Below are 25371 nucleotides of genomic sequence, written 5' to 3' on the forward strand. Positions count from 1 at the left end.
CCGGATTAACGGAACTGGCGCAGGAAGCGCAAGTCATTCTCAAAGAACATGCGCAGGTCGTTCACCCCGTAACGAAGCATGGCCAGGCGTTCAACACCAAGCCCAAACGCAAAGCCACGGTACTCTTCGGCATCAATACCGCAATAATCAAACACTTTCGGATGCACCATGCCGCATCCCATGACTTCCAGCCATTTGATGCTGCCATCTGCTTCACGGCCCCACTCGATATCCACCTCGGCAGAGGGTTCGGTGAAGGGGAAATAGGAAGGGCGGAAGCGCACCTGCAGATCCCTCTCAAAAAACACCCGCAGGAATTCTTCCACTGTGCTCTTGAGATCTGCAAAGCTGACGTTCTTCTCGACCAGAAGCCCTTCTACCTGGTGAAACATCGGAGTATGGGTCATGTCAGAATCGCACCGGTATACCCGACCGGGGCAAATCATTCGGAATGGCGGCTTGCCCGCCTCCATGGTGCGAATCTGTACCGGAGAGGTATGGGTACGCAGCAGGGTTCCCGGGTTGAAATAGAAGGTATCGTGCATGGCGCGGGCCGGGTGATGGCCGGGAATATTTAACGCCTCGAAATTATGATAATCGTCTTCAATTTCAGGCCCCTGCTCGACCGTGTAGCCAGCCCGGGAAAAAAACTGTTCGATGCGTTGCAGGGTTCGGGTCACCGGATGCAGCCCGCCCAGATCCTGACCACGCCCCGGAAGCGTGACATCAATGGATTCACTCGCCAGCTTCTGCTCGATTGCCGCACGCTCCAGATTCTCACGGCGTGCATTTATGGCTTTTTCAACCTGTCCCTTGGCTTCATTAATTTTCTGGCCTGCAGCGGGACGCTCCTCGGCGGAAAGCTTACCCAGTGTTTTTGCCTGCTGGGTGATCACACCCTTTTTACCAAGGTACTCAACACGAATTTGATCAAGCGCTTGCAAGCTGTCGGCTTTGTCTACCGCAGCCAACCCGTCCTGAACCAATTGCTCCAGGTTTTCCATTGACCCTGCTCCAAACCAGAAATGGGAGTACTAAAAACGAATTCTGAAAACAAAAATAGGGGAAGAGCGTGCCCTTCCCCTATCAGGAGGCGCCACCACGTTTCCATGGGGCGCCCGGATCGATCATCAATCGATGAAGAGCTTAAGCGATCACAGAGATGCTTTGGCTTTCTCGACGACAGCGGCAAAAGCCTGCTGCTCGTTCATGGCCAGATCGGCCAGAACCTTACGATCGATTTCTACGTTAGCCTTTTTCAGACCAGCGATCAGACGGCTGTACGAGAGACCGTTAGCACGCGCGCCAGCGTTGATACGGGCAATCCACAGAGCGCGGAAAGCACGCTTGCGGTTACGACGGTCGCGGTAAGCGTACTGACCGGCCTTGATAACCGCTTGCTTGGCTACACGGAATACACGGCTACGAGCACCGTAGTAACCTTTGGCCTGATTGAGAATCTTTTTGTGACGACGGCGTGCGACCACACCACGTTTAACACGAGCCATACTTTAATCCTTCTACCTTAATAAACCTTTGCAGGAATAATCAGCGCGCTGCTTAGCACGCGGTCATACGCTTGATGGAAGCCACATCAGACTTGGCAATCAGCTTGGTACCACGGAGCTGACGCTTACGCTTGGGGCTCTTCTTGGTCAAGATATGACTGGTGAAGGACTGCTTGTGCTTGAAGCCAGTGGCGGTTTTCTTGAACCGTTTGGTAGCTCCGCTTTTGGTTTTCATCTTAGGCATTTTTTAAAACTCCGCATTCTATTTTTAAGAACAACAAATGTGTCCCTGAACGACAAATCCCCCGCAGTCGCGGGGGATCATCACCCGATCAGGTTCACTTCTTTTTTCGGGGCGCCACAATCATGGTCATCTGCCGGCCTTCCATTTTCGGCCGCATCTCAACCGTTGCCAGCTCCTCAATATCCGTTTCTATGCGGGACATGAGCTTCATACCGATTTCCTGGTGTGCCATCTCACGCCCACGGAAGCGAATAGTGATCTTGCCGCGGTCCCCGTTTTCAAGGAAACGTACCAGGTTGCGTAGTTTGACCTGATAATCCCCTTCTTCAGTTCCTGGTCGGAACTTAAGCTCTTTGACTTGCGTCTGCTTCTGCTTTTTCTTGGCAGCCGCTTTCGCCTTCTTCTCGTCGAAGATTTTCTTGCCGTAGTCCATTATCTTACAGACGATCGGATCGGAATCCGTAACCTGGACCAGGTCAAGAGACGCCTCTTCAGCTTGCTTAATGGCGTCCTCAATTGGTACTACACCGACCTGATTGCCTTCGGCATCGATGAGTCGGACTTCGGTTGCGTCAATATTCTCATTGATCGGCGCCTTTGGTGTACGCCCACCCCGATTCGCTCGCTGTTTAATAATTAGATCTCCGTCTTTGTTTTGCCTTTACGTTCAACATCTTTCTGCAAAAGATGTTCGAACGCTTCAAGCGATAGTGTTCCCAAATCTTCGCCTTTGCGGGTTCTCACCGCAACGGCGTTGTTGTCGACTTCTTTATCGCCGACAACGACAAGGTAGGGAACCTTGTTAAGAGTATGCTCGCGGATTTTAAAGCCGATCTTCTCGTTTCTCAAGTCAGCATTAACCCTGAAGCCCAAAGAATCCAACTTTTTCGCCAGATTCTGACAATATTCACGCTGATTGTCGGTGATATTCAGGATTGCAACCTGAGTCGGCGCCAACCAGGTCGGAAACGCGCCCTCGTATTCTTCGATCAGAATACCAATGAAACGCTCAAAAGAACCCAGCACGGCCCTGTGAAGCATTACCGGCGTTTTACGCTCAGAATTATCTGCCACATATTGGGCCCCCAAGCGACCCGGCATGGAGAAATCCACCTGAATAGTGCCACATTGCCATACCCGGCCGATACAGTCTTTCAGTGAAAACTCAATTTTCGGCCCGTAAAAAGCCCCCTCACCCGGCAGCAATTCCCAATCAACACCCTCGCGATTGAGTGCCTCTTCCAGGGCAGCTTCGGCCTTGTCCCAGACTTCATCAGAACCTACGCGCTTTTCAGGACGGGTAGACAGCTTGTAGAGAATGTCGGTAAACCCGAAATCCGTGTAAATTTCGTGCAGCATCTCGATAAAGGCCGACACTTCCTTCTGGATCGCGTCCTCTTCGCAGAAGATATGCGCATCGTCCTGGGTAAACCCGCGAACACGCATCAGGCCGTGGAGAGCACCGGAGGCCTCGTTGCGGTGGCAGGAACCGAACTCTGCGAGCCTCAGGGGAAGATCCTTGTAACTCTTGAGACCCTGATTAAAGACCTGAACGTGGCAAGGACAGTTCATGGGCTTGATGGCGTAGTCGTGCTTTTCCGACTCCGTAGTGAACATGTCATCCTTGAACTTGTCCCAGTGGCCGGACTTTTCCCACAAGGTACGAGACACCACCTGGGGCGTCTTGATTTCCTTGTAGCCATGCTCCTGCTGCTTGCGGCGCATGTACTGCTCAATTTCCTGGTAAAGCGACCAGCCGTCGGGGTGCCAGAACACCATCCCCGGTGCTTCTTCCTGCATGTGGAAGAGGTTGAGCTTCTTGCCCACTTTGCGGTGATCACGCTTTTCAGCTTCTTCCAGACGATGCAGATAGGCCTTGAGATCCTTCTTGCTGCCCCAGGCTGTACCGTAAACACGCTGCAACTGCTCGTTACTGGTATCGCCACGCCAATACGCGCCTGCGACCTTGGTCAGTTTAAACGCCTTCAGCTTGCCAGTACTGGGAACATGGGGGCCGCGACAGAGGTCGATAAAATCACCCTGCCGATAGAAGGACAGATCCTCATCACCCGGTATATCCTCAATAATCCGGACCTTGTACTCTTCACCCATCTCATCAAACAGCTTTACTGCCTCATCACGGGAGAGCACGGAACGGGAAACCGGAATATCCTGTTTGGAGATTTCTTCCATGCGTTTCTCGATCCGGGCCAGGTCCTCGTTGGTAAACGGGCGGTCGAACTTGAAGTCGTAGTAAAAGCCGTTGTCGATGACAGGCCCGATAGTAACCTGCGCCTCCGGAAACAGCTCCTTTACCGCCATCGCCAACAGGTGGGCAGTAGAGTGCCGGATGATATCCACGCCGTCTTCATCGCGATCGGTAACAATCGCCAGCTCGGTATCATCTTCAATGCGGTAGCTGGTATCCACCAGCGTTCCGTTCACACGACCGGCAAGTGCGGCCTTGGCAAGGCCTGCGCCAATGTCGGCGGCAACGTCATGGACGGTTACGGGTTCTGCAAAACTGCGATGGCTGCCATCCGGCAAGGTTACGACGGGCATGAAAAACTCCAGTTGGTTGCTCAGCGGTGATCTATACCAGAGATCACTTGGTGACGGCATTCCGGGACACAAACCACGGGCCGGTTCGAACGGGAGTCTACCAGAAAAAAACCCGGCAGGTTAATGCCGGGTTTTTCAGAGCCTCCAATCAGCCATTACAGATCATGCGGGCTCCGCAACGGCGTCCTCGCGCTCTTTACGTCGGAGCTGCCCGAATGCCAGGAATGCCAGCAGTATCAACGCAGGAATGAAAGCGAGTTCCTTTGGTGGGCGATCCTTTTCCACCTGGACCTTATCGATGGTCCAGCCGAAACTGATGCCGGCCTGCTCGGCCACGCTTCCGAAGTTTACGAAATCCACAACCATCTCCTCACCTTGGGCGGACACTTCCAGGCCCGCCTCCGCCAGGCGCTGAGCCGGCGTCTCCGCAGCAGGCAACGGCAACCTGAGGTACTTCGAGACCTCCTCTCCGTCTATGGACATACCGGATGCCCGAATAATAATAGGTTCATCGGCAGGAACCTTATCAACATATTCCAGCACCTCGGAACCCGGCCGGTCTTCCGTAGGCGGATACACCATGTCCCACCAGAAACCAGGCCGAAACAGGGTGAAGGTAATCAGCAACAACAGAGCAGTTTCCCACCAGCGGGTCTTCGTGAACCAATAGCCCTGAGTTGCCGCCGAAAAGACCAGCATCGCCGTCACCGCGCTGAAAATCGTCACCAGCAGGTCAAACCAGCCCGTCAGACCGATCAGCAACAACTGGGTATTGAAGATGAACATGAACGGCAGAATGGCAGTACGGATGTCGTAAGTGAAACCCTGCACCCCCGTTCGTATCGGGTCAGCCCCGGATATCGCCGCCGCCGCATAGGCGGCGAGCCCCACCGGCGGCGTATCATCCGCAAGAATACCGAAATAGAACACAAAGAGGTGGACCGCTATCAGAGGAACGAGAAGGCCGTTGGCCGCGCCCAGTGTCACGATAACGGGCGCCATTAACGTCGACACCACGATGTAGTTCGCAGTTGTCGGAAGCCCCATACCGAGGATGAGACTTATAATGGCAGTGAAGATCAGCATGAGTAACAGATTGCCGCCGGAAATAAACTCGACAAACTGAGTCATCACCAGGCCGATACCTGTAAGCGTGACCGTGCCTACCACGATACCCGCGGTAGCTGTCGCGACGCCAATGCCCACCATGTTTCTGGCCCCCGTCACCAGGGAGTGAGCAAGGTCAATCACACCCTGCTTCAGGCCCGCAACGTAGTTGCCTTGCTTATAGAAGAAGGCTTTGAGTGGCCCCTGGGTAATCACGATAAAAATCATGAACACGGTTGCCCAGAACGCCGACAATTGCGGAGAGAAACGCTCCACGGTAAGGCACCAGACCAGCACCACAACCGGCAGCAAAAAATACAGACCTGTCTTTACCGTCGGCCCGACCGGTGGCAACTCGTCCATTGCCGACTCGGGATCGTCCTCTTCAAGTTCCGGGAAGCGGGTTGCATAACCGACGAGCCCCACATAAACCAACAACAACAACGGTGACAGAACCCAGATGGCAGCGGAACCCAGCCAGTCCTTCATCCAACCGATACCGTAGTAGACCACCAGGGTAAGAACGCTGAGCGCCAGAACAATCACGACCCAGTTCAACATGCGCTGGGCCAGCGTTGGCCGGTCAAGGCGTTCAATGCCTTTCATGTTGAGCTTGCACGCTTCCAGGTGAACGATGTAAATCAGAGCCACATAGGAAATCATGGCGGGAAGAATGGCGTGCTTGATCACCTCAAGGTAGGAAATGCCCACGTATTCCACCATGAGAAAGGCTGCGGCACCCATGATCGGTGGCGTCAGCTGCCCGTTGGTCGAAGCAGCCACTTCAACGGCGCCGGCCTTGGTGGCCGGAAAACCAACCCGTTTCATCAACGGTATGGTGAAGGTTCCGGTGGTCACTACGTTCGCAATAGAGGAGCCGGAGATAACACCACTCAGACCGCTGGAAACAACAGCCGCTTTAGCCGGACCCCCACGCATGTGACCAAGCATCGCATAGGCCACTTTAATGAAATAATTACCGGCACCGGCGCGCTCAAGCAGAGCGCCGAAGAGAACGAACAGGAACACGAAGCTCGTGGAAACCCCGAGCGCAACGCCGAATACGCCCTCGGTGCCCAGCCATTGGTGCGATGCCAGCTTGCTCAGGCTCGCCCCTTTGTGAGAAATCACATCCGGCATGTACGGACCGGCCAGGGAGTAGAAAATAAACACGGCTGCAACAATGGTCAAGGGCAACCCCAGTGCACGGCGGGTCGCCTCCAGCAAAAGCACCAGGCCGCCCAGAGCGATAACCAGGTCCTGCATATTTGGTGCGCCGGGACGCGTTGCCAGCTGGTCATAAAAAATAAAAAGGTAAGATGCAGCAAAAGCCGCTGCCAAAGCCAGAATCCAGTCATAGACCGGAACATGGTTAGCATGTTTTCCACGAATCATCGGAAACGCGGCAAAAGCAAGAAAGGCTGCAAATGCCAAATGAATCGAGCGTGCTTCTGTCGAGTTGAACACGCCAATTTCGAAAATATAGGGTAGCGGTGAGGCTATCCAAAGCTGAAAAAGAGACCAGAGCAGAGGAACGATAAAAAGAATGACGGCGGCACTGCCAGTTGCAGCTCTTCCACCGGATTCGGTCTGAAGAACTTCTTCGACTTTCTGCTTGTCGGGATCATTTCCGGCTCTCGGGTCGCTATTGCTCATAGCTGAATCCTGTCAGAGGAAAACGGGAGGGTCAGTTAAAGCCGCGGACAGAGGTTGCCCGCGGCCATCTTAAGCCGAAACCCGATCAGTCGATCAGACCAGCCTCTTTATAGTACTTCGCAGCACCCGGGTGCAGAGGAGCACTGAGAGCGTCAGACACCATTTCTTCTTTTTTCAGGTTTGCAAATGCGGGGTGCAGGCGCTTGAAGCTATCAAAGTTTTCGAACACAGCTTTGACAACTTCATAGACCACCTCTTCCGGCACATCGGTGGAAGATACGAAGGTTGCAGCCACACCGAATGTAGTGGTGTCTTCATCGCTGCCGCGATACATACCACCTGGAATGGTCGCTTTCCGGTAATACGGGTTGTCGGAAATCAGCTTCTGGGTTGCAGCATTATCAACGTTTACCAGTACGCTGTCACAGGAGGTGGTTGCCTCCTTGATGGAGCCAGACGGATGACCAACAGTGTAAAAGAAAGCATCAATGTTGCCATCACACAGCGCCTGAGACTGTTCTGCTGCTTTTAGCTCGGCAGCCAGTGAGAACTTGTCCATGGTCCAGCCCATTTCGTCCATCAGCACCTCTGCCGTGGCGCGCTGACCCGAACCGGGGTTACCAACCGAAACACGCTTACCTTCGAGGTCTTCAAACGTCTTGATGCCGGAGCCTTTGCTCGCGACCACGGTGAACGGCTCAGGATGCAGAGAGAATACCGCACGCAGCTTCTTGTTGGCGCCGTCGTCCTTGAACTGGCTGGTGCCATTGTAGGCATGGTATTGCCAATCGGACTGGGCAACAGCGAGATCAAGCTCACCCTGACGAATGGCGTTCAGGTTATAAACAGAACCTCCAGTACTCTCAACGGAGCAACGGATACCATGTTCTTTCCGGTCCATATTGACCAGGCGGCAAATCGCCCCACCCGCCGGGTAGTAAACGCCAGTCACACCACCAGTACCGATAGTTACAAAACGCTGTTCCTGAGCGGAAACCGAGGTAGATGCAGCACCAAAGCTCACCGCTGCGGCAACGGCGAGAGCGGATACCTTTTGTTTGAACGTCATGTGAATCCTTCCTTTTTTAATCATTGGAATAAATGCCTGTCAGATTGTGAGGACAACCTGCTGGTTCACGTTAAAACATAGACCACTTCAAATCAGAAATAAAGGATCGGCTATGTTGCTAACCGTTTGACCAAACAACAAAAAAGCCCGCAAAGCGGGCTTTTTTGAACGACTTGGCAAGTTTATTTCGCGGCTCGCGCCTTGGCAAGCATGCGGTCAGGACGCAGCAGGAAGCGCGCCAGGGCGGGCAGCAACCATATTGCCCCAACCATGTTCCAGAGGAACATGAAGAACAGCAGGAAGCCCATATCGGCCTGAAACTTGATGGGCGAGAAAATCCAGGTCACAACACCGAGGCCCAGTGTGACGCCCGTGAAGACAACAGCCTTACCGGTCGACCGCAATGTCTCGAAATAAGCTTCCTGAAGCGTCTTGCCTTCCAGCAGGTACTTCTCAAGTTTGGAATAGATGTAGATACCATAGTCCACGCCGATGCCCACACCGAGTGCGATAACAGGCAGTGTAGCCACTTTGATACCAATACCGGATACCGCCATGATTGCCTCACACAAAATCGAGGTCAGACCCAGCGGGACAACAATACAGAGTACAGCCCTGATTGAGCGGAACGTAGCCAAACAAAGCAAACTCACCACACCGTAAACAAACATCAGCATCATGTTTTTGGCGCTGGAGATGACCTCATTGGTAGCCGATTCGACACCGGCGTTACCCGCCCCCAGCAGGAAGGTATGCTCCTCGTTACTGTTATTGGCAGCAAACTCCTCAACTCTCTCAACGACTGTCTGTAGAGTCTCCGCCTTGTGATCCTCCAGGAACACAAGCACCGGCGTCAGGCTGCAATCGGTATTGATCAGCCCGGAAGGAGCACTCCGGATAGAGGCATTGATGATGGTCTGGTTACGTGAAATTTCATACCACTTCCAGTTACCTTCGTTGAGCGCCTTGGTTACGATCTTCGACACATCCGCAAGTGACGCTGAAGACTGGACACCCGGGGTATTCTGCAGTTCCCATTGCAGGCCATCCATCGCGCGCAGCACTTCATACTGGGTGCACTGCTCCACAGGAGTCTTGACCATCACCACAAGCACATCGGCACTGGTGGAGTAGTTGTCGATGATGAATGCGTTGTCTTTATTGTATCGGGAATCCGCACGTAACTCCGGTGCACCGCGATCCAGGTCACCAACCTTCAGGTCCTGCTTATAGTAAAGCCCCAGGCCCAGGCCAATCACCGCGATAAGCAGTGAAATCGGCGCAACCCCGGGATGAGAGAAATAGGACATAATCCGCCACTTGCGATCCTGCTTCTCGCCGTGGTTCTGGACATGACGAATACCACCTTGGGAAATCCCGACGTACGACATAATGAGTACGTGCAAAACCAGATTGGTAATAATCACGAACGCGACGCCAATACCGGCCGCTACCGCCAGATCACGAATGACATCAATCTCGATAAAGATCAGAGTCAGGAAACCGAACGCATCTGATATGAGCGCCAACATACCAGGGATGTACAAAGCCCGGAACGCAAGACGGGCGGCAGTGACGGCATCGAAGCCTTTCGCTGCCTCGACCGCCATCGCGTTTACGATCTGTACCCCGTGGCTGATGCCAATCGCGAAAACAAGGAAAGGAACCAGAACCGAATATGGATCCAGGCCATAACCCAGAAGGCGCAATGTACCCAATTGCCAGAAAACGGCAATGATGGATGTGAACACCGGTACGAGGGTCCCGGTTATGGATCGGGAATACCAGAAGAGGAGCAAGGTCGTCAGCAGGATCGTGATGCCTGCAAACCAGGCGATGGATCCGATGCCCTCAATCAGGTCACCGACCTTCTTGGCAAAGCCGACAATATGAATCTCAATGTTCGGATTCTGAGCTTCGTACTTCTGTCGAATCTTCTCTTCAAGCTGACGGGAGAATTCGCCATAGTCGAGTGGCTGACCCGTCTCAGGATTAATTTCGTAAAGCGGCGCATACACAATGGTCGACTTGAAGTTATCCGCAATCAGGCGGCCGACTTCGTTGGAGCGCAGCGCATTCTGCCGCAACTGCTCCAGACTCGTGGCGGAGGAACCATCGTAGTTGTCCGGGATTACCGTACCACCCTGAAATCCCTGCTCGGTAACCTCAACCCAGCGTACATTTGACGTCCAGAGCGATTTCAGACCGGATCGATCCACTCCATTCAGATAGAAGACCTCATCCGTAATCTGCTTGAGGGTTTCCATGTAATCTTCAGCAAAGATGTCGCCCTCTTTTACCTCAACCGCAATACGGACAAAGTTGCCAAGGTTCTGGAGATCCTCACGGTGCTCCAGCATGTTGACGATATACGGATGTTCAAGCGGTATCATGCGCTCGAAACTGGCGTCCGGCTGAATTTTCACGGCGTTATAGCCGAGAAATACGGTCAACAGCAAAAAGGCAATCAGGATAACCGCACGGTTATTGAATATGACCCGTTCAAGAAACGGCTCTGCCTTTGGAGTTGTCAGGTAATGTTCGCCCTTATCATGCTTCGGGTTGGACATTCAAAAGCCCCTCTATTTTCTGTTCGATTGTTGCCACATCAGGGCGTTATTGAAGGTTTTTGCCTAGGGCATCGGTCAATTTCACACCGCCCTCGCCAACCAGCAGCAGATTGGTGCCTGAAACAGGAACCACACTCATCACACCCTGGCGGTCGTTCCGCAGATACTCGCGGAAGGTATCGCCGCCATTGCCGCTGGTAAGCACAGCCCCGCCGTTGCCAACCAGGATGACCCGGGAAGCCTCGACCACACCGTCATTGAGTGTCGCACTGGACCCTGTATTCACCATCTTCCAGGACTTCCCGAGATCCGTTGAGTGCATCAACGTTCCACGGAGACCGAATGCGAGGACTTCATTAACCCCGCCCGTGCCCGTAACACCAAACAAAGAACCCGGGTAGGGGCTTTCCCGACGCTCCCATGTCTCTCCTGCGTCAACCGAGACATGAATCTGACCTGCCTCACCAACAATTACCATGGCACCCCCAGCTATACGGGTGATCGCGTTCAGGTGAAAATTCTGGGAGTTATCGAGCTTCGGAGACCAGTCCTGCCAGGTTTCGCCTCCATCTGTCGTTTGAAAAAACATGCCGTAGGCGCCAACAACAAAACCACGTTGGTCGTCCGCAAACCAGACATCCAGAAACGGGTTCACCGGGCCAATATCAAGATCGGCCTGCATGTTCTCGAGGGTGAACAAGAGATCATCAAGTGCCCATTCAAGATCACCCTTTTGCTCTTCCGGAGCCACCTCAACACGCGCCTCCATCTCTGCGATCGCTTCTTCCTGGCTTTCAATGGCAAGCTCAGCCGCCCGGATACCGGTCAGTTGCAGTTCCCAGGTCTCGCCTGCGTCACTCGAATGCAATACCACACCACTGTGGCCAATCGCCCAACCATCGGTCTCACTGCCGAAATCCAGACCGGTGAGGGTGACCGAAACCGGAACGTCAGCTTGCGCCCAGCTTTGGCCCTCATCATCGGAATAAATGATGTGTCCTCGCTCACCCACTGCCACGATGCGATCACCAGCAACGGTGACATCGTTCAGAAGATTTTCCGGTGCCAGTTGAGTGGGACGCGCCGGTGTATCAATAACGTCCGCGATCGCAAATGCAACTGGGGACGCACAGGCCATGGAAAGCCCCAGGCACGCTGCACCAAGGGTTTTGCACATCAAGCTTGTAGCCATTCGGATTGCCTATAGGTTGTTTTTACTGTGTGTCTCTGACCGGTCAGTCCGGCTCTAACTGTAAAGATACCGGCAACCTTTCGGTTGCCGGTATGTCTGTTGCCAACTCCATTCGGCGCAGCAAAGTCCCACTAATCAAAGCACCTTAGCGGACACTCCGACGACGAAGGGAAGCCGGCGAAAAATACCGCTTGTTCGGAACATCGTTGGTGAATACCCGGGTATTCGGCTCTTCGGTATCCAGACCCTGAACGTGGTACCGACGAGCCTGAAGGTCATGAAAAGCCTCCAGAACCGTCCAGACACCCGGCAGCTCGTAGTAGTTCTTCAAAACACCCATACTGACCCGCCACAAATCGCCGCGGCCATCGTACTGATCCAGCAGTGCGGTATTCCAGCTATCCTCATCAACATAGAAACGACGCTTGGCGTAGATATGACGCTCCCCTTCTTTCAGGGTAGCTGTCACCACGTGAACCCGATGCAGCTCCCAGCGCATAAGGTCCGGATTCAAGTGAGACATACCGAGAATTTCGGAATACGGCAGGCCTTTCTGACCAATCTCATAGTTGTTGTATGGGATGTAGATCTCGCGCTTACCTTCATAGGTCCAGTTGTAACGATCCATAGCACCATTAAAAATATCGGTGTCGTCGGCCGTGCGCAGATTATCCGCTGCTGCAATCGGGGAATCATAACCCAGATTCGGTGCCCTACGAACCCGTCTTTGACCGGCATTGTAACCCCAGCCATTACGCGGGTTGATAATCTGGTTCATGGTTTCATGAATCAGGACCGCACCACCCGCAAGCCGTGGCGGTGACTGAGTGAACGACAGATAGTAAAAGATAATGTTATCCAGACTGTCTTCACTGCCTTCAGGGTCATAGTAATTGAAGAAGGCTTCCTGCTGGGAAGTTACCAGGGAATAGTCGCCATTGGTCTGAACCGCAACCTCACTTGCCCGACGGGTCAAAGAAACGCCTCTCCAGCGAGTCAGGTGATTCCAGATCACCTGCCAGGCTTTCTGCTCGTCATTGCCGGACAAAGTGGGGAAGGGGTAGCCTCCAAAGGCTCCCTTGATACCCGCACTCTCCCCCACTACCTGCCCACTGGTGGCATTATCTTTGGTGTTTTCCGCCACCCAGTCCGGAATGGCATGAGTTCTGCGGGATTGATACACGGGTATTCTGAAAGTGGTGGGATAAGTCTCCAGCATGGCCTTGACACCATCGGCCAGATGGTCGCTGTACTGGTCCATGTTGGAGGCATTGATGGTGAACAGCACCTCGTCATTCGGAAACGGGTTCGGGTGATGCTGGCCACTGCCCTCATAGCCCGTTGGCGGTTTGGTCAGCCCTCCGTCCCACGCAGGAATGGTACCGGCATTGTTACCTGCTTTCGGGGAGCCAAAAGGTGTCAAATCCTTACCGAGGCGTGCCGCTTCACTGCCGGATACCGCCGCGTACGCGGGCACGGCAGCGACAGAAAAGGCCAGCAGGCCGCCGAGAATCACGTTTTTGTTATATCTCATTATGTAACCTTAAATCCGTCTGGAAGCCTCTGGAGGGGCCTTTTATTGTTGTCTGGCCGGGGCTCAGACTTTCAACCAGATTAGCCGATCGGACGACATTGTCTATCGACCGAAAGTGCGATTTTGTATCCGGCTGTGACGACGGGTTTAAAATCACAGCCGGACTGCCAGGGGCATGATCAGTCCGCGAGACTCTTGTGGACTACCTCGTATACATCCCGAGAGAGATCCGGTTTGTCACGAATGCGTTCAATAGCGGCTTTCATCCGGTTGCTATACGAGGGGGCAAACTTCCGCCACCGGGTGAGCGGTGTAACCAGGCGCGCCGCAATCTGGGGATTGCTGTCATCAAGCCGGCAAACCTGGTCTGCAAGAAAGTCATAGCCCGAACCATCCGGATTATGGAAGGCGGCCAGGTTCTGGCCGGCAAACGCTCCGACAACTGAACGAACTTTGTTCGGGTTCTTCCAGTCGAAGGCTTTATGCTCGAGCAACGCATGGATCTCCGGCAACTGCCCAGCACGGTCGCTGGAAGCCTGAACCGAGAACCACTGCTCCACCACCTGCGGATCATCCTGGAACCGGGCATAGAAATCAGTCAGTACCTCGCTTCGATCAGCTTCGTAGTCTGAGTTCACCAGAGCCCTTAGAGCACTGATACGATCAGTCATATTATCCGACTCTTTAAACTGGCGAAGTGCCAGTTCCCGGCCCTCTTCGTCATTGATCTGCAACAGCCACGCCAAAGCCGTATTGCGCAGGCTCCTGCGGGCAATCTGATCTGGAGTCACCTGGTACGCGCCCTCTTCGAGATTCCGGCGATAGCAGGCTACAAGTTCGCTCCGCAGGGCAATCGCCAAGTGTTTCAGTACCCGTTCGCGAGCCTTATGAATGGCCGGAACGTCCGCACTCTCAGCCAGCTCAATCAGGTACGCCTCAGAGGGTAGCTGGAGCATTTTGGCCACCAGCGCCTGATCCAGGGACGAATCCGAAATGAGCTGGCGGTAAGCGGCCACAAGCCGGGCATCGACGGGGGCATCTTTCGGAGCTCCTACCAATGACTGGATCACGTCCACAGCCAGACGCTGGCCCGCGTCCCAGCGGTTAAAACCATCAGGATCATGGCTCATCAGGAACAGCATCTGCTCCCGGGTCCAGGAATAGCGGACCCGGACCGGCGCTGAAAAATCTCTCAGCAAGGATGGCACGGGGCGCTCATTGATACCGTGGAATTCGAAGGTATGACAGGTATCAGTCAGTTCAAGAACCCGTTCGGTGGGCGCATCCTGAGACTCTGGTTCCAGTCGCAGAGGCAGGGACTCGCCCCGCGCGCCCAACAGGCCAAGTGCGAAAGGAATATGCTGCGGCTTCTTGGCCTTTTGGCCCGGAGTGTCGGGAACGCTCTGCTCCACCGTCAGCCGATAAATGCCGCGCTCCGAATCATACTCATCAGAAACGCTCAATACCGGCGTGCCTGCCTGCTCATACCATAAACGGAACTGAGACAGATCGCGGCCGGAAGCGTCCTCCATGGCCTTCACAAAATCGTCAGTGGTGACCGCCTGACCATCATGGCGTTCAAAATACAAATCGCTGCCTTTCCGGAACATATCCGGGCCGAGCAGGGTATATATCATGCGAACAACTTCCGCACCCTTTTCATAAATGGTCAGTGTGTAGAAATTGGAGATTTCCATGTAGGAAGCCGGGCGAACAGGATGCGCCATCGGGCCGCCGTCCTCTGCAAACTGGGCCGTGCGCAACAGCGTGACATCTTCAATACGCTTGACGGTCGGAGACCCCATGTCTGCAGAAAACTGTGAGTCCCGGAAAACAGTGAAGCCTTCTTTCAGGCTGAGCTGAAACCAGTCACGACAGGTTACGCGGTTTCCGGACCAATTATGGAAATACTCATGGGCAACGATGGCCTCAATCCGCTGGAATGCCAGGTCTGTCGCGGTTTCCTGACTCGCTAACACACAGGACGAGTTGAAGATGTTCAACCCCTTGTTCTCCATGGCACCCATGTTGAAGTCATCGACTGCAACGATCATGAAAATATCGAGATCGTACTCGCGCCCGTAAACCTCTTCATCCCAACGCATGGACCGCTTGAGTGAGTCCATCGCGTGGTCACATTTTTCAGCATTGCGGGGCTCCACATACATTCTCAGGTCAATATCACGACCAGAACCCGTCTTGAAGGTGTCCCGCTTCTCAACGAGGTCACCCGCAACCAGAGCGAACAGATAACAGGGCTTGGGGAATGGATCTTCCCAGATCACATAATGACGCCCGTCATCCAGGTCTCCCCGATCGACATCGTTACCGTTGGACAGGAGAATAGGATAGGCCCCTTTGTCCGCTTCAATACGTGTGCGGAAACGGGACATCACGTCCGGACGATCGGGGAAGAACGTAATACACCGGAACCCTTCGGCCTCACATTGCGAGCAGAACATGCCGGATGACTTGTAAAGCCCCTCCAGCCGGGTATTGTTCTGGGGTTCGATCCACGTCACCACCGACAGCTCAAACTTCGCGGGCACGGGGCCAATAATCAGTTTGTCACCGCGGTTTTCAAAATCGGCGTCGCCCAGAGGTGCTCCGTTCAAGGCCACGGACTCCAGAATCAGACTGTCTCCATCTAGCTCAAGTGGAACTTCACCGGCATCAGATTCCGGGTTGCGGCGCACCTCAAGGGTGCTGTGAACACGGGCCCCGTTTTCAAACAGTTCAAAACGCAGATCAACAGTATCTACCAGGTACGCAGGAACACGGTATTCGCTCAGGTAAATTGTCTGTGGCTGGCTGGTACGCATTGGATATCTCCAGGTATATCTGGCTCCGCATGCCGGAAATATGGGCGCGCGGGCATTGTCAGGTCGACCAGGTGCCGGGCGAGTCAGTCGCCCGCCACCCGGAATCGTACTTCGTATCCGGTAAACTTCCGGATATTAATGACGCCGGTGTCAAGAATGAGGTACTGACCCTTGATGCCCTCAAGCACACCCTCGACTTCCGGGCTTTTATCCAGATTATGGGTTTTGATCTTCTCAGGCCAGACATGCACCGGATAACTGAGGCCAAGTCCGCCCTCGTCGACTTCGGCAATAGAGCCCTCTCCATGGGTTTCCCGCAGGATCGCCAGATCGTCGGCAATCAAACCCAGAATTCGTGCCCGCTCTTCAACCAGATCCAACTCAGGGACATCACCCTTAAGCATGGCACGCCAATTCGTTCGGTCTGCTACGTGGCGCTTGCAGGCCACCTCCACCAGCCCCGACAGGTAGCGGGTTGCGACCCTAAGCATCGGAATGGCATCAACCGCCCCCTGATCAATCCAGCGGGTCGGAATCTGTGAGCCACGGGTAATCCCCACTTTCAAACCGGATGAGTTGGCCAGATACACTACATGCTCCACCATGCAATGGGTCTCTCCCCATTCCGGTTCGCGGCATGTCCCCAGATGGTAGTGACATTTCTCGGGGCTCATGATGCAGCTGTCACAGGCCGCCAGCTTCCGGAAACACGGGTAGCAATAGCCCTGATTGAAACTCTTTTTGGTCGTGCGGTCACAGTGGATACAGCGAATCACGCCGTCGAAGTCGATGCGCACTTGCTTTCCCAACACGCCGTTCAGCGGAATGCGGGTGTCGCCAACGGCAATGTTATAGACCACCGGGTCTCCAGCCTCGGCGGGCATCTTCCGGAGCCGACCAGTTACATCAATGGGTTCGCTCAAGACTTGACCTCAACAAACTGGTCCGGATTGACATCACCGTTGCTGCCTCGGCTGGCACGTTGCACTGAAGGGTCACAGGCGGTACCAGCCTTGCTGCCACGGTCGATATACCCTGTCCTCTGTTCTTCAGGGACATTGTGCAGCGTTTCATAATAGATCACCGCTTGAAGGCTGATTTCCCGCTGCTCCGGCGTGAGCTTTCGACCATCCGGCCACTTACCCAGTTCAATAGACTGGCGCAGGCTTCTGTAAACGGTCGGGTCCAGCCGTTCAATCAATTCGTCGTAAGTCATTCCGCTCTCCCGCTAAGCGATAAAAAGTTCAGTAAATCGTTTGACAGACTCAAACGATAATGATTATCATTACCCCACCAAATGACGAAGGTCGTATCATTTGGTCTCTCTCATCAGGAGCTAAAAGCTCTTTTTATGCCCCGCCTCTGGCGGGGCTTTTTTACCCCATCACCTCTTTCTTACGGGCAATATCACTGCAAGGGCCACCCCCGCGACAAACCCGCCGAGGTGAGCCTCATTTGCCATTCGCCCCATTCCGAGCATCTCTGGCAGGGCAGTGAACCCGACCACCATCCAGATTACCGCGAACGTAACCAGCGCCGGCGGAAACTGAAACCTTGGATTTCTTCGCTGACTGAGCCAGCAGTACCCCAAGATCCCGTAAACCACGCCGGAAAGCCCCCCAAAGAGGGGGCCGGATACCGCATACTGAAGTCCATTGGACAAAATACTGGTTATCAGAAACAGGGTTATCAGGCGTACGCGACCGTCAAACCATTCAACCTGACTGCCAAGGAACCACAACATCACCGAATTAAAAATGATGTGTGACCAGCTGAAGTGAAGGAAATCCGGCGTTATCAGGCGCCAGATCTGGCCATTGGACATCGTCGTGGAAAACCCCTCTATCCGGCCGGACATCGTCGTCCAGTCGAAATTCCTCGGGTCAATCACCATCAAGGCAGCCGCGACTTCATTTCTGCCCATGGAGGTCACCCAGACCATAATCACGGCGAAAATAATCAGCCCCAATACCAATGGGGCATGGCGCGGCGACGGCTGCCACCGCCCACCGACAAATACGGCCGAACGATTCTGTCGTTCCACAGCATCCCTCAACTCAGGTTCCGCAAGAAAACGGTCGAGGGCTGCAAGGACCGGCTCCGCATGCTCCGGGTTCTCCAGCCAAAGGACCTGGCGCCCGCCCTCTTCCGATATTCGGTGCGCCACCCCCTGCCCATTGAGCCAACGGCTGAATCCTGCCAGGTCCACCGTGGTATCGAATTGCTTCACGCGGTACACAAATAACCTCGCCTTTCAGGGTGTTCAGTGCCCGCCAACTTAACGGGCGACGCTGTCTTCCATGCCGGGGTATCCCGACTGCTCGGGACGCTCCACATCCACCCAGACAAACTTGTCCGGGGAAAGCACCCTCTCGCCATCCATTCGATACGCCACCAGTCTGCCGTATTTCACTGCACTGTAATCAATGCAGGCAACATTCTGCTTTAGCGGCGCTGGCTCACCTTCCATCCAGTAGTGACCAACGAACACCGGGGGCGCATCCAGCGGATAGCTGATAAGCTGTTTGCGCTCCTCGCCTGTTAGCACCTTGGATGCCACCTCAGGTGGCAACGGATCCGGCTGAAAGACCACATCCGCATAAGTATGGGGATCGTCCGCCCAGAATTTGGTACGGAAGAATTCCCGGACATACCCATCGCGACCGGTAATCGACATCCCCTCGGGCAACCGCAAATCGGTGCCCCGCAGAAGAGTATCCATGACCTGCCCGGCAAACGACTCGATCGCGGCGGATGCATGCAGAAAATTCTCATCGATACAGGCGCCGCCCTGCACTCGCTTGAATTTCTCGATAAGGTCGCCGTCCCAGCAGGCATGAACAACCCGGAAATGCTCATCTTCAATGAAAAGCGGGATCGTATAGAACCACTCCAGGAATTCATTCCACTCATGGGGATAGGCTTCAAACTGATCCAGGGTTTCCCGGATCAGTCGATCGTGTCTTGAGTTATGCTCACGCAGCCATTTCTTGCCACTACCCGGTCTCGCACGGGTACAGTAGCCCAAGGCATTATATTCATGGTTACCCATGACAATGCGCGCCGCGCCATGCTCCACCATATCCCGGACAAGGTGCAGGGATTCGCGAATCCTTGGTCCCCGGTCAATGATGTCGCCAATGAAGACGGCCTGCCGCCTGGCGTGCTGATAGACACCGTTTACCTTGCGATAACCCATCTGCTCTAACAGGCGGACCAGCGTGTTGGAGCAGCCATGAATATCACCAATGATGTCGTAGCCGCGGCTCACGGTTTTCTGATTAACTGCCATGATCAACTCGCCGATATCTCACTTGCCCAGCCAAGCTTGTCACGGCAGGTAGCGTAAAAATTATGATCCGTCGGATGAATCAGGCGGATCTTGAATGGCTTCTTGGTAATACGAATGATATCCCCCGGTGCACAGGCAATATTCATCTGGCCGTCAAAGCTGATCTGGGGATAGGTTTCATTGGTTTCCCCGATCACCAGTTTGATCTCGCTCTTGCCATCGACAACGATGGGCCGGCTACTCAAAGTGTGGGGGAACATGGGAACCAGAACAATGGCATCCAGTTTCGGATGCATGATCGGCCCGCCGGCAGAAAGCGAGTAAGCCGTAGAGCCGGTCGGAGTCGCGACAATCAGGCCGTCGGAGCGCTGACTGTAGACAAAGTGCCCGTCGATAAACAGGTCGAAGCCGATCATCCGTGTCGATTTACCGGGGTGCAACACCACATCATTCAGTGCCGTGCCGAACCCCAGCGGCTGACCATTGCGCTCGACATTGCCATCCAGCAGAAAACGGGTCTCCTCGATGTACTCCCCCCCCAGAACTTTGCCAAGCCGTTCTTCAAGATCCGAAGGAGAGATATCCGTGAGGAACCCCAAACGGCCACGGTTAACCCCTAGCAAGGGGATCTTTGATTTGGCGAGTTCTCGGGCCGCGCCCAGAAGACTACCGTCACCACCTACAACAATGACGAGGTCGCAGATCTCGCCCAGCAGCTTTTTGCTGGCAACCTGAAGGCCATGACCGGGCAACATTCCGGCCGTGTCTTCCTCGAGAATGACGTGATAGTTGTTGGCAATCAGGTATTGTTTGAGCTGGCGCAGCGATTCAACCACTTTTACACTGCCCATCCGGCCAATAACACCGATGTTCCTGAACTGATCCATGAGGCTTCCTGTGGTGTCGGAATGCGGTAGGACCGGATGAATCCGGTGCCCATGTGAGAATTTCGCGTTACAGTTTAACGAAAGTCATCCGGATACTGAAAAAAGATCGGGCATTCAGGCCTGATGCTGCTCACATCGATCATCAACGCCTGGCCGAAACTCACTGGGCTGGCTTACCCTCATGATCGGCTCACCGCAACTCTCACCACCCTCTCCCACATGTTTACACACCGGGTTTTCATAATGCTCCAGCCATTCACGGTAGGCAGGCTCATTCATACCGCAACGCTCCGCCGCGAAGGAGACCGGGTTAAGAAAGTAGGTTTCAATCGCATCGAAGGGAAGTGTTATGTGGCCGACTCCCGGGTGGTAGGCAACCAAAAAAACACTCTGCTTTTTCAGATGTTCCATAATTGAGTTTTCCGGGGGCTCCCGGTTGAGGAGATCGTGGTTCTCCTGCTCCAGCGCCACAATCTTTTCGTCGCGAAGCTCAAGCTCTCGCTGCTTTCGCTCCAGCTGCTCCCGGAGTAGAACCAGTTCCGCGCCAGCATTGGCATCGTCGCGCTGCTTTTCCTCACCTCGGGAGGCTATTTGCTCCTGCATGGTGAGGTATTGCTCATTTCGTTCGGCCAGGCGCTTCTTCAGCTGCTCATTACTCAGCCGCTGACGTTCGTATTTCTGCTCGATATCGGACAGCTCACCACGCACCCCCTGCATTTCCAGGCGATGCTCACGCTGGATATCGGAAAGCGAATCCCTGTGCACACTCTGAAGGGTTTTAATCCGAAGTCTCTGCTCGCGAATCAGCTGAGCAAGGCGGGAACGATCAGCGGCATTAGATGTGTCTTCCTGTTCCGACTCTCCGCCTGCATCGGCGCTCAGTACAGGGATATCTTCTTCTTGGGCTGGCTCGATTTTGCGAAACTTGAGGCTGTTGGCGTCGACGGCTTTTCGAATGGCCTGAAAGTGATTTTTGCCCGGCGTCATGTCCGGGTCCCAAAGGTCTTCAGTGAAACGGGACTCTGGACATTGACTTCGGCACACAAGCCGGATCGGACCGCCGCCCATATCCGGACCTTTCGCCCCATGCTTTGCCAGCTCTTCAATGGGGATATTCCAGTTGGAATCCGCACGCCCCTCTTCGTCGAACCAGATCCTGAAAAATACCAGAGAACGCACGAGAAGATCACTGCTCAACTCGACCAGCACGGCCTTGACATCGGTTTCGGCGAGGTCCGACAAGCCCACGTATCCGTCCAGGAAAGCACCAAACTCGCTGGCACGCATCTGACGCGCCACCTGGCCTTCTTCCATGAAAAACACCGCCGCATAACCATCAGTCGCCTGGTCGGCAGATACCATTTGTGACTCCCCAAGATTCAACAATTCGACACCCAGACGACAAACACCTCCACGATGTTCCATCGGTTTTCAGTGCCCGCACTACCGCCCTTCCGGCCATGCTCGCAGGGCGGCAGTGCAAACTGACAGACTTACGGATAATAGTCTAGCCAGACAATCTCAGGTGCACAGCTAAAAACTGCAACGTTTTGTGACCAGGCTGGTGGCCCGCTTTGCGCTCAGAGCTCCGCAGCCAGCCGGCTCCCCTGATCGATAGCACGCTTTGCGTCCAGCTCTGCTGCGACATCCGCTCCACCAATCAGGTGCACCGACACTCCAGCTGCCTCCAGCCCACCCTGAAGCTCACGCATTGGCTCCTGACCGGCACAGACAATGATGGTATCCACCGGAAGAAGGCGGTCCTCACCTTGTTCAGCACCCTTGGGCGTTACGGTTATATGTAAGCCCTCATCATCAATCTTGCGGTAGCTGACACCCGGCACCATCTGCACCTGGCGGTTCTTCAGGGACGTCCGGTGAATCCAGCCGGTGGTCTTGCCAAGGTTCTTGCCAACTTTGGAGGCTTTGCGCTGAAGCAGATAAACTTCACGCGCAGGCTCCGGCACCTGCGGCTCAACCCCCTGAATTCCGCCACGGTGCTCAACACTCAAATCCACACCCCATTCCCGCATGAAGTGACCGGCATCCAATGCCGCCGACGTCCCTTTGTGGACGATGAACTCAGACACATCGAAACCGATACCACCCGCACCGATCACCGCCACTTTTTGGCCGACCGGCTTTCGCTCAAGCAAGGCGTCCAGATAACCAATGACCTTCGGGTGATCAATGCCTTCAATATCTGGCGTGCGAGGTTCAACACCTGTAGCCAGAACCACCTCGTCAAACCCGCCAGCTTTGAGATCCTCAACATTCACCCGGGCATTCAGGCTGATATCCACACCATACTTGTCCAGCATCACACGAAAATACCGCAAGGTTTCGTAAAACTCTTCCTTACCGGGGATTCGTTTGGCGACATTGAACTGACCACCAATCTCACTGCCCGCATCAAACAGGGTCACCTTGTGGCCACGCTCAGCCGCTACAGAGGCAAAGGCAAGTCCCGCAGGCCCAGCGCCTACAACCGCGATGGACTTGGGCGAAGCCGTCTTTACATACGACAACTCAGTCTCATGACAGGCCCTGGGGTTGACAAGACAAGAGGTGAGCTTACCGCTGAAGGTGTGGTCCAGGCAGGCCTGATTGCAGCCGATACAAGTATTAATTTCATCTGAACGATCTTCATAGGCTTTCAGCACGAGATCCGCATCGGCCAGGAACGGACGAGCCATGGACACCATATCGGCATCACCCTCGGCCAGGATTTTTTCGGCCACATCGGGCATATTAATGCGGTTCGTGGTGACCAGAGGAATACTCACTTCACCTTTGAGACGGGCCGTTACCTTGGTGAAAGCTCCGCGGGGAACCGATGTCGCAATCGTAGGCACACGAGCTTCGTGCCAGCCGATACCTGTATTGATAATGGTCGCTCCGGCTTTTTCGATTGCCTTCGCCAGGTGAACCACTTCCTCCCAGGTACTGCCGTCTTCAATCAGGTCCAGCATCGACAGACGGTAGACAAGAATGAAGTTCTCACCAACACGCTCCCGGACACGTCGCACAATTTCAATCGGCAACCGGATTCGGTTTTCGTAGCTACCACCCCAACCGTCGGTGCGGTGGTTAGTGTGGGACACGATAAACTGGTTAATGAAATAACCTTCTGAACCCATGACTTCCACGCCATCATAGCCGGCACTCTGGGCCAATGCGGCACACTCCGCATAGTCTTGGATCTGCTTTTCAATACCCGCTTCATCCAGCTCTTTTGGCGTGAACGGATTGATTGGCGCCTGGATAGCGGACGGTGCCACCAGTTCCGGGGAATAGGCATACCGACCGGCGTGGAGAATCTGCATGCAGATCTTGCCATCAGCCTCGTGGACCGCGCGAGTAATGACCTTGTGCTTCTCAACCTCATCTTCGTTGGTCATTTTGGCCGCATGTTGAAACACACCACCCTCAACATTCGGCGCAATACCGCCGGTCACGATCAAGCCCGCACCGCCACGCGCACGCTCAGCATAAAAGGCGGCGAGGCGCTCAAATCCATTCTTGGCTTCTTCCAGGCCTGTGTGCATGGAGCCCATCAGGGTTCGGTTGCGCAGCTTGGTAAAACCAAGGTCCAGAGGCTCGAGCAGATTCGGGTACTTGGCGACGCCGGGAGTGGCGGATGCAGTCATGGTGGGTCTCCTCATTCTTGATTTATGCCCCTAAACTACCCCGCTGACTTGCCATCAACAATATCCGGGAATAACATTTTATTGTCTTCAGACTACATTCCCTACACAGGATCTTGATGAACAGGCACCCGGGAAGCACCCAGCACCCACGCAACGCTCTTGGAACCATCAGTGTCTTTTACGCGTCGGTATTGCTACGAGCCGCCGCTGCAGAAGGTGCCGACATCCAGGAGCTGACATCGAATTTCCGGCTGGAAACAAAAACCCTGAATTCATCCGCTGCAAGGATCAGCATTCCGCGCTTTATGCGTTTGGGGCACGCGGCCATCAGACAAACGGGAAACCGTGCTCTAGGCCTGCGAATGGGGGCGCTCACACGCCCGATTGATGCCGGCATAGCAGGGCTGGCTGGTCAATCAGCAGCCACGACAGGCGAAGCCCTGGCCACTCTGATCCACTACTCCCTTCTCACCAGTCAAAACAGCCGGGGCACACCAACCATAAGTCCGTCCGACCGGAAGGCCCTGTTCTACTCCATTCGACCCTACAACGCGTTCAATTTTTTCGTCGTGGATTCGGTTCTCTCCGGCTGGACCCAATTCGTCCGCAACATCACAGGTCAGTACGAGGTACTGGAACGGGTCACAATTGAATACCCATCCACCGGGCAGGACGAGCTGTTCGAAAGCTGGTTTCGGTGCCCCGTGCATTTTTCCGCCAAGGAAAACGGCATCATTCTCAAACCGGAAACCTGGGTTCAGCCGACTCTTCAGGCGCAGCCAGCCATGCATGAGAAACTGGTGGAGCTATGTGAGCTGGAATTGGGACAGATCCAGAGAGGCTGGACCACAGGAGACCGGGTAAAACACTTGCTGACACCGCTGTTTCGGGGTGAAAGCCCAAACCTGGAAACCATTGCCGGTAAACTGGGCATCACACCATGGACACTGCAAAGAAAGTTAACAGCGGAAGGTACGGGGTTTCGTCAACTGCTGGACGAGACGCGAAAACAGCTGGCAAAGGATTATATACGGGAGACCGAGACATCACTTACGGAAATCGCCTGGCTACTGGGCTTCGCCAATCCGGCGGCTTTCCACAAGGCTTATCGGCGCTGGTTTGATATCAGCCCCGGTGAACACCGGAACCGGTTAAAGGCAGAACGCTAGATTTCCGTTGCGTCATCGTAGCCTTCATCATCATCAAACTCTTCAAACTGGCTTTCAATCAATTCGTCTTCGTAGTCCAACATAATTCGACCCTGCACTTTGAATACAG

General features: G+C 54.4%; 19 protein-coding genes. 1 reads left to right on the forward strand and 18 read right to left on the reverse strand.

All coding sequences use genetic code 11. The features are described from left to right. Positions 1 to 5: 5 nt before the first annotated feature. The 18 genes from pheS to BKP64_RS08910 all read right to left on the reverse strand — a co-directional run bounded on the left by pheS (position 6) and on the right by BKP64_RS08910 (position 24093). On the reverse strand, positions 6 to 1004 hold the full coding sequence (pheS, locus tag BKP64_RS08825; RefSeq protein ID WP_070968665.1) for a phenylalanine--tRNA ligase subunit alpha: 999 nt from the start codon (positions 1002 to 1004) through the stop codon (positions 6 to 8). A 150-nt stretch (positions 1005 to 1154) separates the two neighbouring features. Beyond that, on the reverse strand, positions 1155 to 1508 hold the full coding sequence (gene rplT / locus BKP64_RS08830) for a 50S ribosomal protein L20 (protein WP_008170485.1): 354 nt from the start codon (positions 1506 to 1508) through the stop codon (positions 1155 to 1157). Positions 1509 to 1560: 52 nt separating this feature from the next. Next, positions 1561 to 1752 carry a 50S ribosomal protein L35 gene (gene rpmI / locus BKP64_RS08835; protein ID WP_007151842.1) on the reverse strand — a complete coding sequence of 64 codons (192 nt, stop codon included), beginning with the start codon at positions 1750 to 1752 and terminating at the stop codon, positions 1561 to 1563. A 94-nt stretch (positions 1753 to 1846) separates the two neighbouring features. Next, complete coding sequence (gene infC, locus BKP64_RS19085) at positions 1847 to 2386, reverse strand: translation initiation factor IF-3 (RefSeq protein WP_083329188.1); 540 nt, start codon at positions 2384 to 2386, stop codon at positions 1847 to 1849. A gap of 2 nt (positions 2387 to 2388) precedes the next feature. Next, positions 2389 to 4314: a threonine--tRNA ligase gene (thrS, locus tag BKP64_RS08845; RefSeq protein WP_070968671.1), complete on the reverse strand. Its 1926-nt coding sequence runs from the start codon at positions 4312 to 4314 to the stop codon at positions 2389 to 2391. A 162-nt stretch (positions 4315 to 4476) separates the two neighbouring features. Beyond that, positions 4477 to 7077, reverse strand: coding sequence for a TRAP transporter permease (locus tag BKP64_RS08850; RefSeq protein ID WP_070968674.1), 2601 nt, complete (start codon positions 7075 to 7077; stop codon positions 4477 to 4479). Between the two features lie 85 nt (positions 7078 to 7162). Next, the gene (locus tag BKP64_RS08855; protein WP_070968677.1) at positions 7163 to 8146 is read right to left on the reverse strand and encodes a TAXI family TRAP transporter solute-binding subunit; all 984 of its coding nucleotides are present in this window, start codon (positions 8144 to 8146) and stop codon (positions 7163 to 7165) included. Between the two features lie 182 nt (positions 8147 to 8328). Continuing rightward, positions 8329 to 10716: an efflux RND transporter permease subunit gene (locus BKP64_RS08860; protein ID WP_070968678.1), complete on the reverse strand. Its 2388-nt coding sequence runs from the start codon at positions 10714 to 10716 to the stop codon at positions 8329 to 8331. Between the two features lie 46 nt (positions 10717 to 10762). Continuing rightward, positions 10763 to 11908, reverse strand: a complete 1146-nt coding sequence (locus BKP64_RS08865) for a WD40/YVTN/BNR-like repeat-containing protein (protein WP_227515548.1) — start codon at positions 11906 to 11908, stop codon at positions 10763 to 10765. A 145-nt stretch (positions 11909 to 12053) separates the two neighbouring features. Beyond that, a complete protein-coding gene (locus BKP64_RS08870; RefSeq protein ID WP_070968685.1) occupies positions 12054 to 13442 on the reverse strand; it encodes a DUF1329 domain-containing protein in 1389 nt (462 codons plus the stop codon). Between the two features lie 179 nt (positions 13443 to 13621). Beyond that, positions 13622 to 16264, reverse strand: coding sequence for an aminopeptidase N (gene pepN / locus BKP64_RS08875; protein WP_070968688.1), 2643 nt, complete (start codon positions 16262 to 16264; stop codon positions 13622 to 13624). A gap of 83 nt (positions 16265 to 16347) precedes the next feature. After that, positions 16348 to 17187 (reverse strand): DUF2797 domain-containing protein, encoded by an 840-nt coding sequence (locus BKP64_RS08880; RefSeq protein ID WP_070968690.1) that lies wholly within the window; start codon positions 17185 to 17187, stop codon positions 16348 to 16350. Further along, complete coding sequence (locus BKP64_RS19635; RefSeq protein WP_070968693.1) at positions 17184 to 17480, reverse strand: YeaC family protein; 297 nt, start codon at positions 17478 to 17480, stop codon at positions 17184 to 17186. The genes BKP64_RS08880 and BKP64_RS19635 overlap by 4 nt, the downstream gene beginning before the upstream one ends. A 168-nt stretch (positions 17481 to 17648) precedes the next feature. After that, a complete protein-coding gene (locus BKP64_RS08890; protein WP_070968696.1) occupies positions 17649 to 18503 on the reverse strand; it encodes a rhomboid family intramembrane serine protease in 855 nt (284 codons plus the stop codon). A 39-nt stretch (positions 18504 to 18542) separates the two neighbouring features. After that, positions 18543 to 19556, reverse strand: coding sequence for a metallophosphoesterase (locus BKP64_RS08895; protein WP_070968698.1), 1014 nt, complete (start codon positions 19554 to 19556; stop codon positions 18543 to 18545). Positions 19557 to 19558: 2 nt separating this feature from the next. Then, complete coding sequence (locus tag BKP64_RS08900; protein ID WP_070968701.1) at positions 19559 to 20443, reverse strand: NAD(+) kinase; 885 nt, start codon at positions 20441 to 20443, stop codon at positions 19559 to 19561. 114 nt (positions 20444 to 20557) lie between these two features. Then, positions 20558 to 21805, reverse strand: a complete 1248-nt coding sequence (locus BKP64_RS08905; RefSeq protein WP_070973621.1) for a DNA repair protein — start codon at positions 21803 to 21805, stop codon at positions 20558 to 20560. A 218-nt stretch (positions 21806 to 22023) separates the two neighbouring features. Beyond that, positions 22024 to 24093, reverse strand: coding sequence for an oxidoreductase (locus BKP64_RS08910; RefSeq protein ID WP_070968703.1), 2070 nt, complete (start codon positions 24091 to 24093; stop codon positions 22024 to 22026). A gap of 116 nt (positions 24094 to 24209) precedes the next feature. Between BKP64_RS08910 and BKP64_RS08915 the strand changes: the two genes are divergently transcribed. Next, a complete protein-coding gene (locus tag BKP64_RS08915; protein ID WP_070968706.1) occupies positions 24210 to 25262 on the forward strand; it encodes an AraC family transcriptional regulator in 1053 nt (350 codons plus the stop codon). Positions 25263 to 25371 lie beyond the last annotated feature (109 nt).

It is taken from the genome of Marinobacter salinus (assembly GCF_001854125.1).
Lineage (GTDB): Bacteria > Pseudomonadota > Gammaproteobacteria > Pseudomonadales > Oleiphilaceae > Marinobacter > Marinobacter salinus.

What these genes read in the sequence shown, in the direction of transcription:
- thrS (WP_070968671.1), bottom strand. Translation starts at nt 4,314, where the DNA reads ATGCCCGTCGTAACCTTGCCGGATGGCAGCCATCGCAGTTTTGCAGAA.
- BKP64_RS08865 (WP_227515548.1), bottom strand. Translation starts at nt 11,908, where the DNA reads ATGGCTACAAGCTTGATGTGCAAAACCCTTGGTGCAGCGTGCCTGGGG.
- BKP64_RS08910 (WP_070968703.1), bottom strand. Translation starts at nt 24,093, where the DNA reads ATGACTGCATCCGCCACTCCCGGCGTCGCCAAGTACCCGAATCTGCTC.
- pheS (WP_070968665.1), bottom strand. Translation starts at nt 1,004, where the DNA reads ATGGAAAACCTGGAGCAATTGGTTCAGGACGGGTTGGCTGCGGTAGAC.
- BKP64_RS08905 (WP_070973621.1), bottom strand. Translation starts at nt 21,805, where the DNA reads ATGGTATCTGCCGACCAGGCGACTGATGGTTATGCGGCGGTGTTTTTC.
- pepN (WP_070968688.1), bottom strand. Translation starts at nt 16,264, where the DNA reads ATGCGTACCAGCCAGCCACAGACAATTTACCTGAGCGAATACCGTGTT.
- BKP64_RS08915 (WP_070968706.1), top strand. Translation starts at nt 24,210, where the DNA reads ATGAACAGGCACCCGGGAAGCACCCAGCACCCACGCAACGCTCTTGGA.
- BKP64_RS08895 (WP_070968698.1), bottom strand. Translation starts at nt 19,556, where the DNA reads ATGGCAGTTAATCAGAAAACCGTGAGCCGCGGCTACGACATCATTGGT.
- BKP64_RS08870 (WP_070968685.1), bottom strand. Translation starts at nt 13,442, where the DNA reads ATGAGATATAACAAAAACGTGATTCTCGGCGGCCTGCTGGCCTTTTCT.
- BKP64_RS08855 (WP_070968677.1), bottom strand. Translation starts at nt 8,146, where the DNA reads ATGACGTTCAAACAAAAGGTATCCGCTCTCGCCGTTGCCGCAGCGGTG.
- BKP64_RS19635 (WP_070968693.1), bottom strand. Translation starts at nt 17,480, where the DNA reads ATGACTTACGACGAATTGATTGAACGGCTGGACCCGACCGTTTACAGA.
- BKP64_RS08860 (WP_070968678.1), bottom strand. Translation starts at nt 10,716, where the DNA reads ATGTCCAACCCGAAGCATGATAAGGGCGAACATTACCTGACAACTCCA.
- BKP64_RS08850 (WP_070968674.1), bottom strand. Translation starts at nt 7,077, where the DNA reads ATGAGCAATAGCGACCCGAGAGCCGGAAATGATCCCGACAAGCAGAAA.
- BKP64_RS08900 (WP_070968701.1), bottom strand. Translation starts at nt 20,443, where the DNA reads ATGGATCAGTTCAGGAACATCGGTGTTATTGGCCGGATGGGCAGTGTA.
- rplT (WP_008170485.1), bottom strand. Translation starts at nt 1,508, where the DNA reads ATGGCTCGTGTTAAACGTGGTGTGGTCGCACGCCGTCGTCACAAAAAG.
- rpmI (WP_007151842.1), bottom strand. Translation starts at nt 1,752, where the DNA reads ATGCCTAAGATGAAAACCAAAAGCGGAGCTACCAAACGGTTCAAGAAA.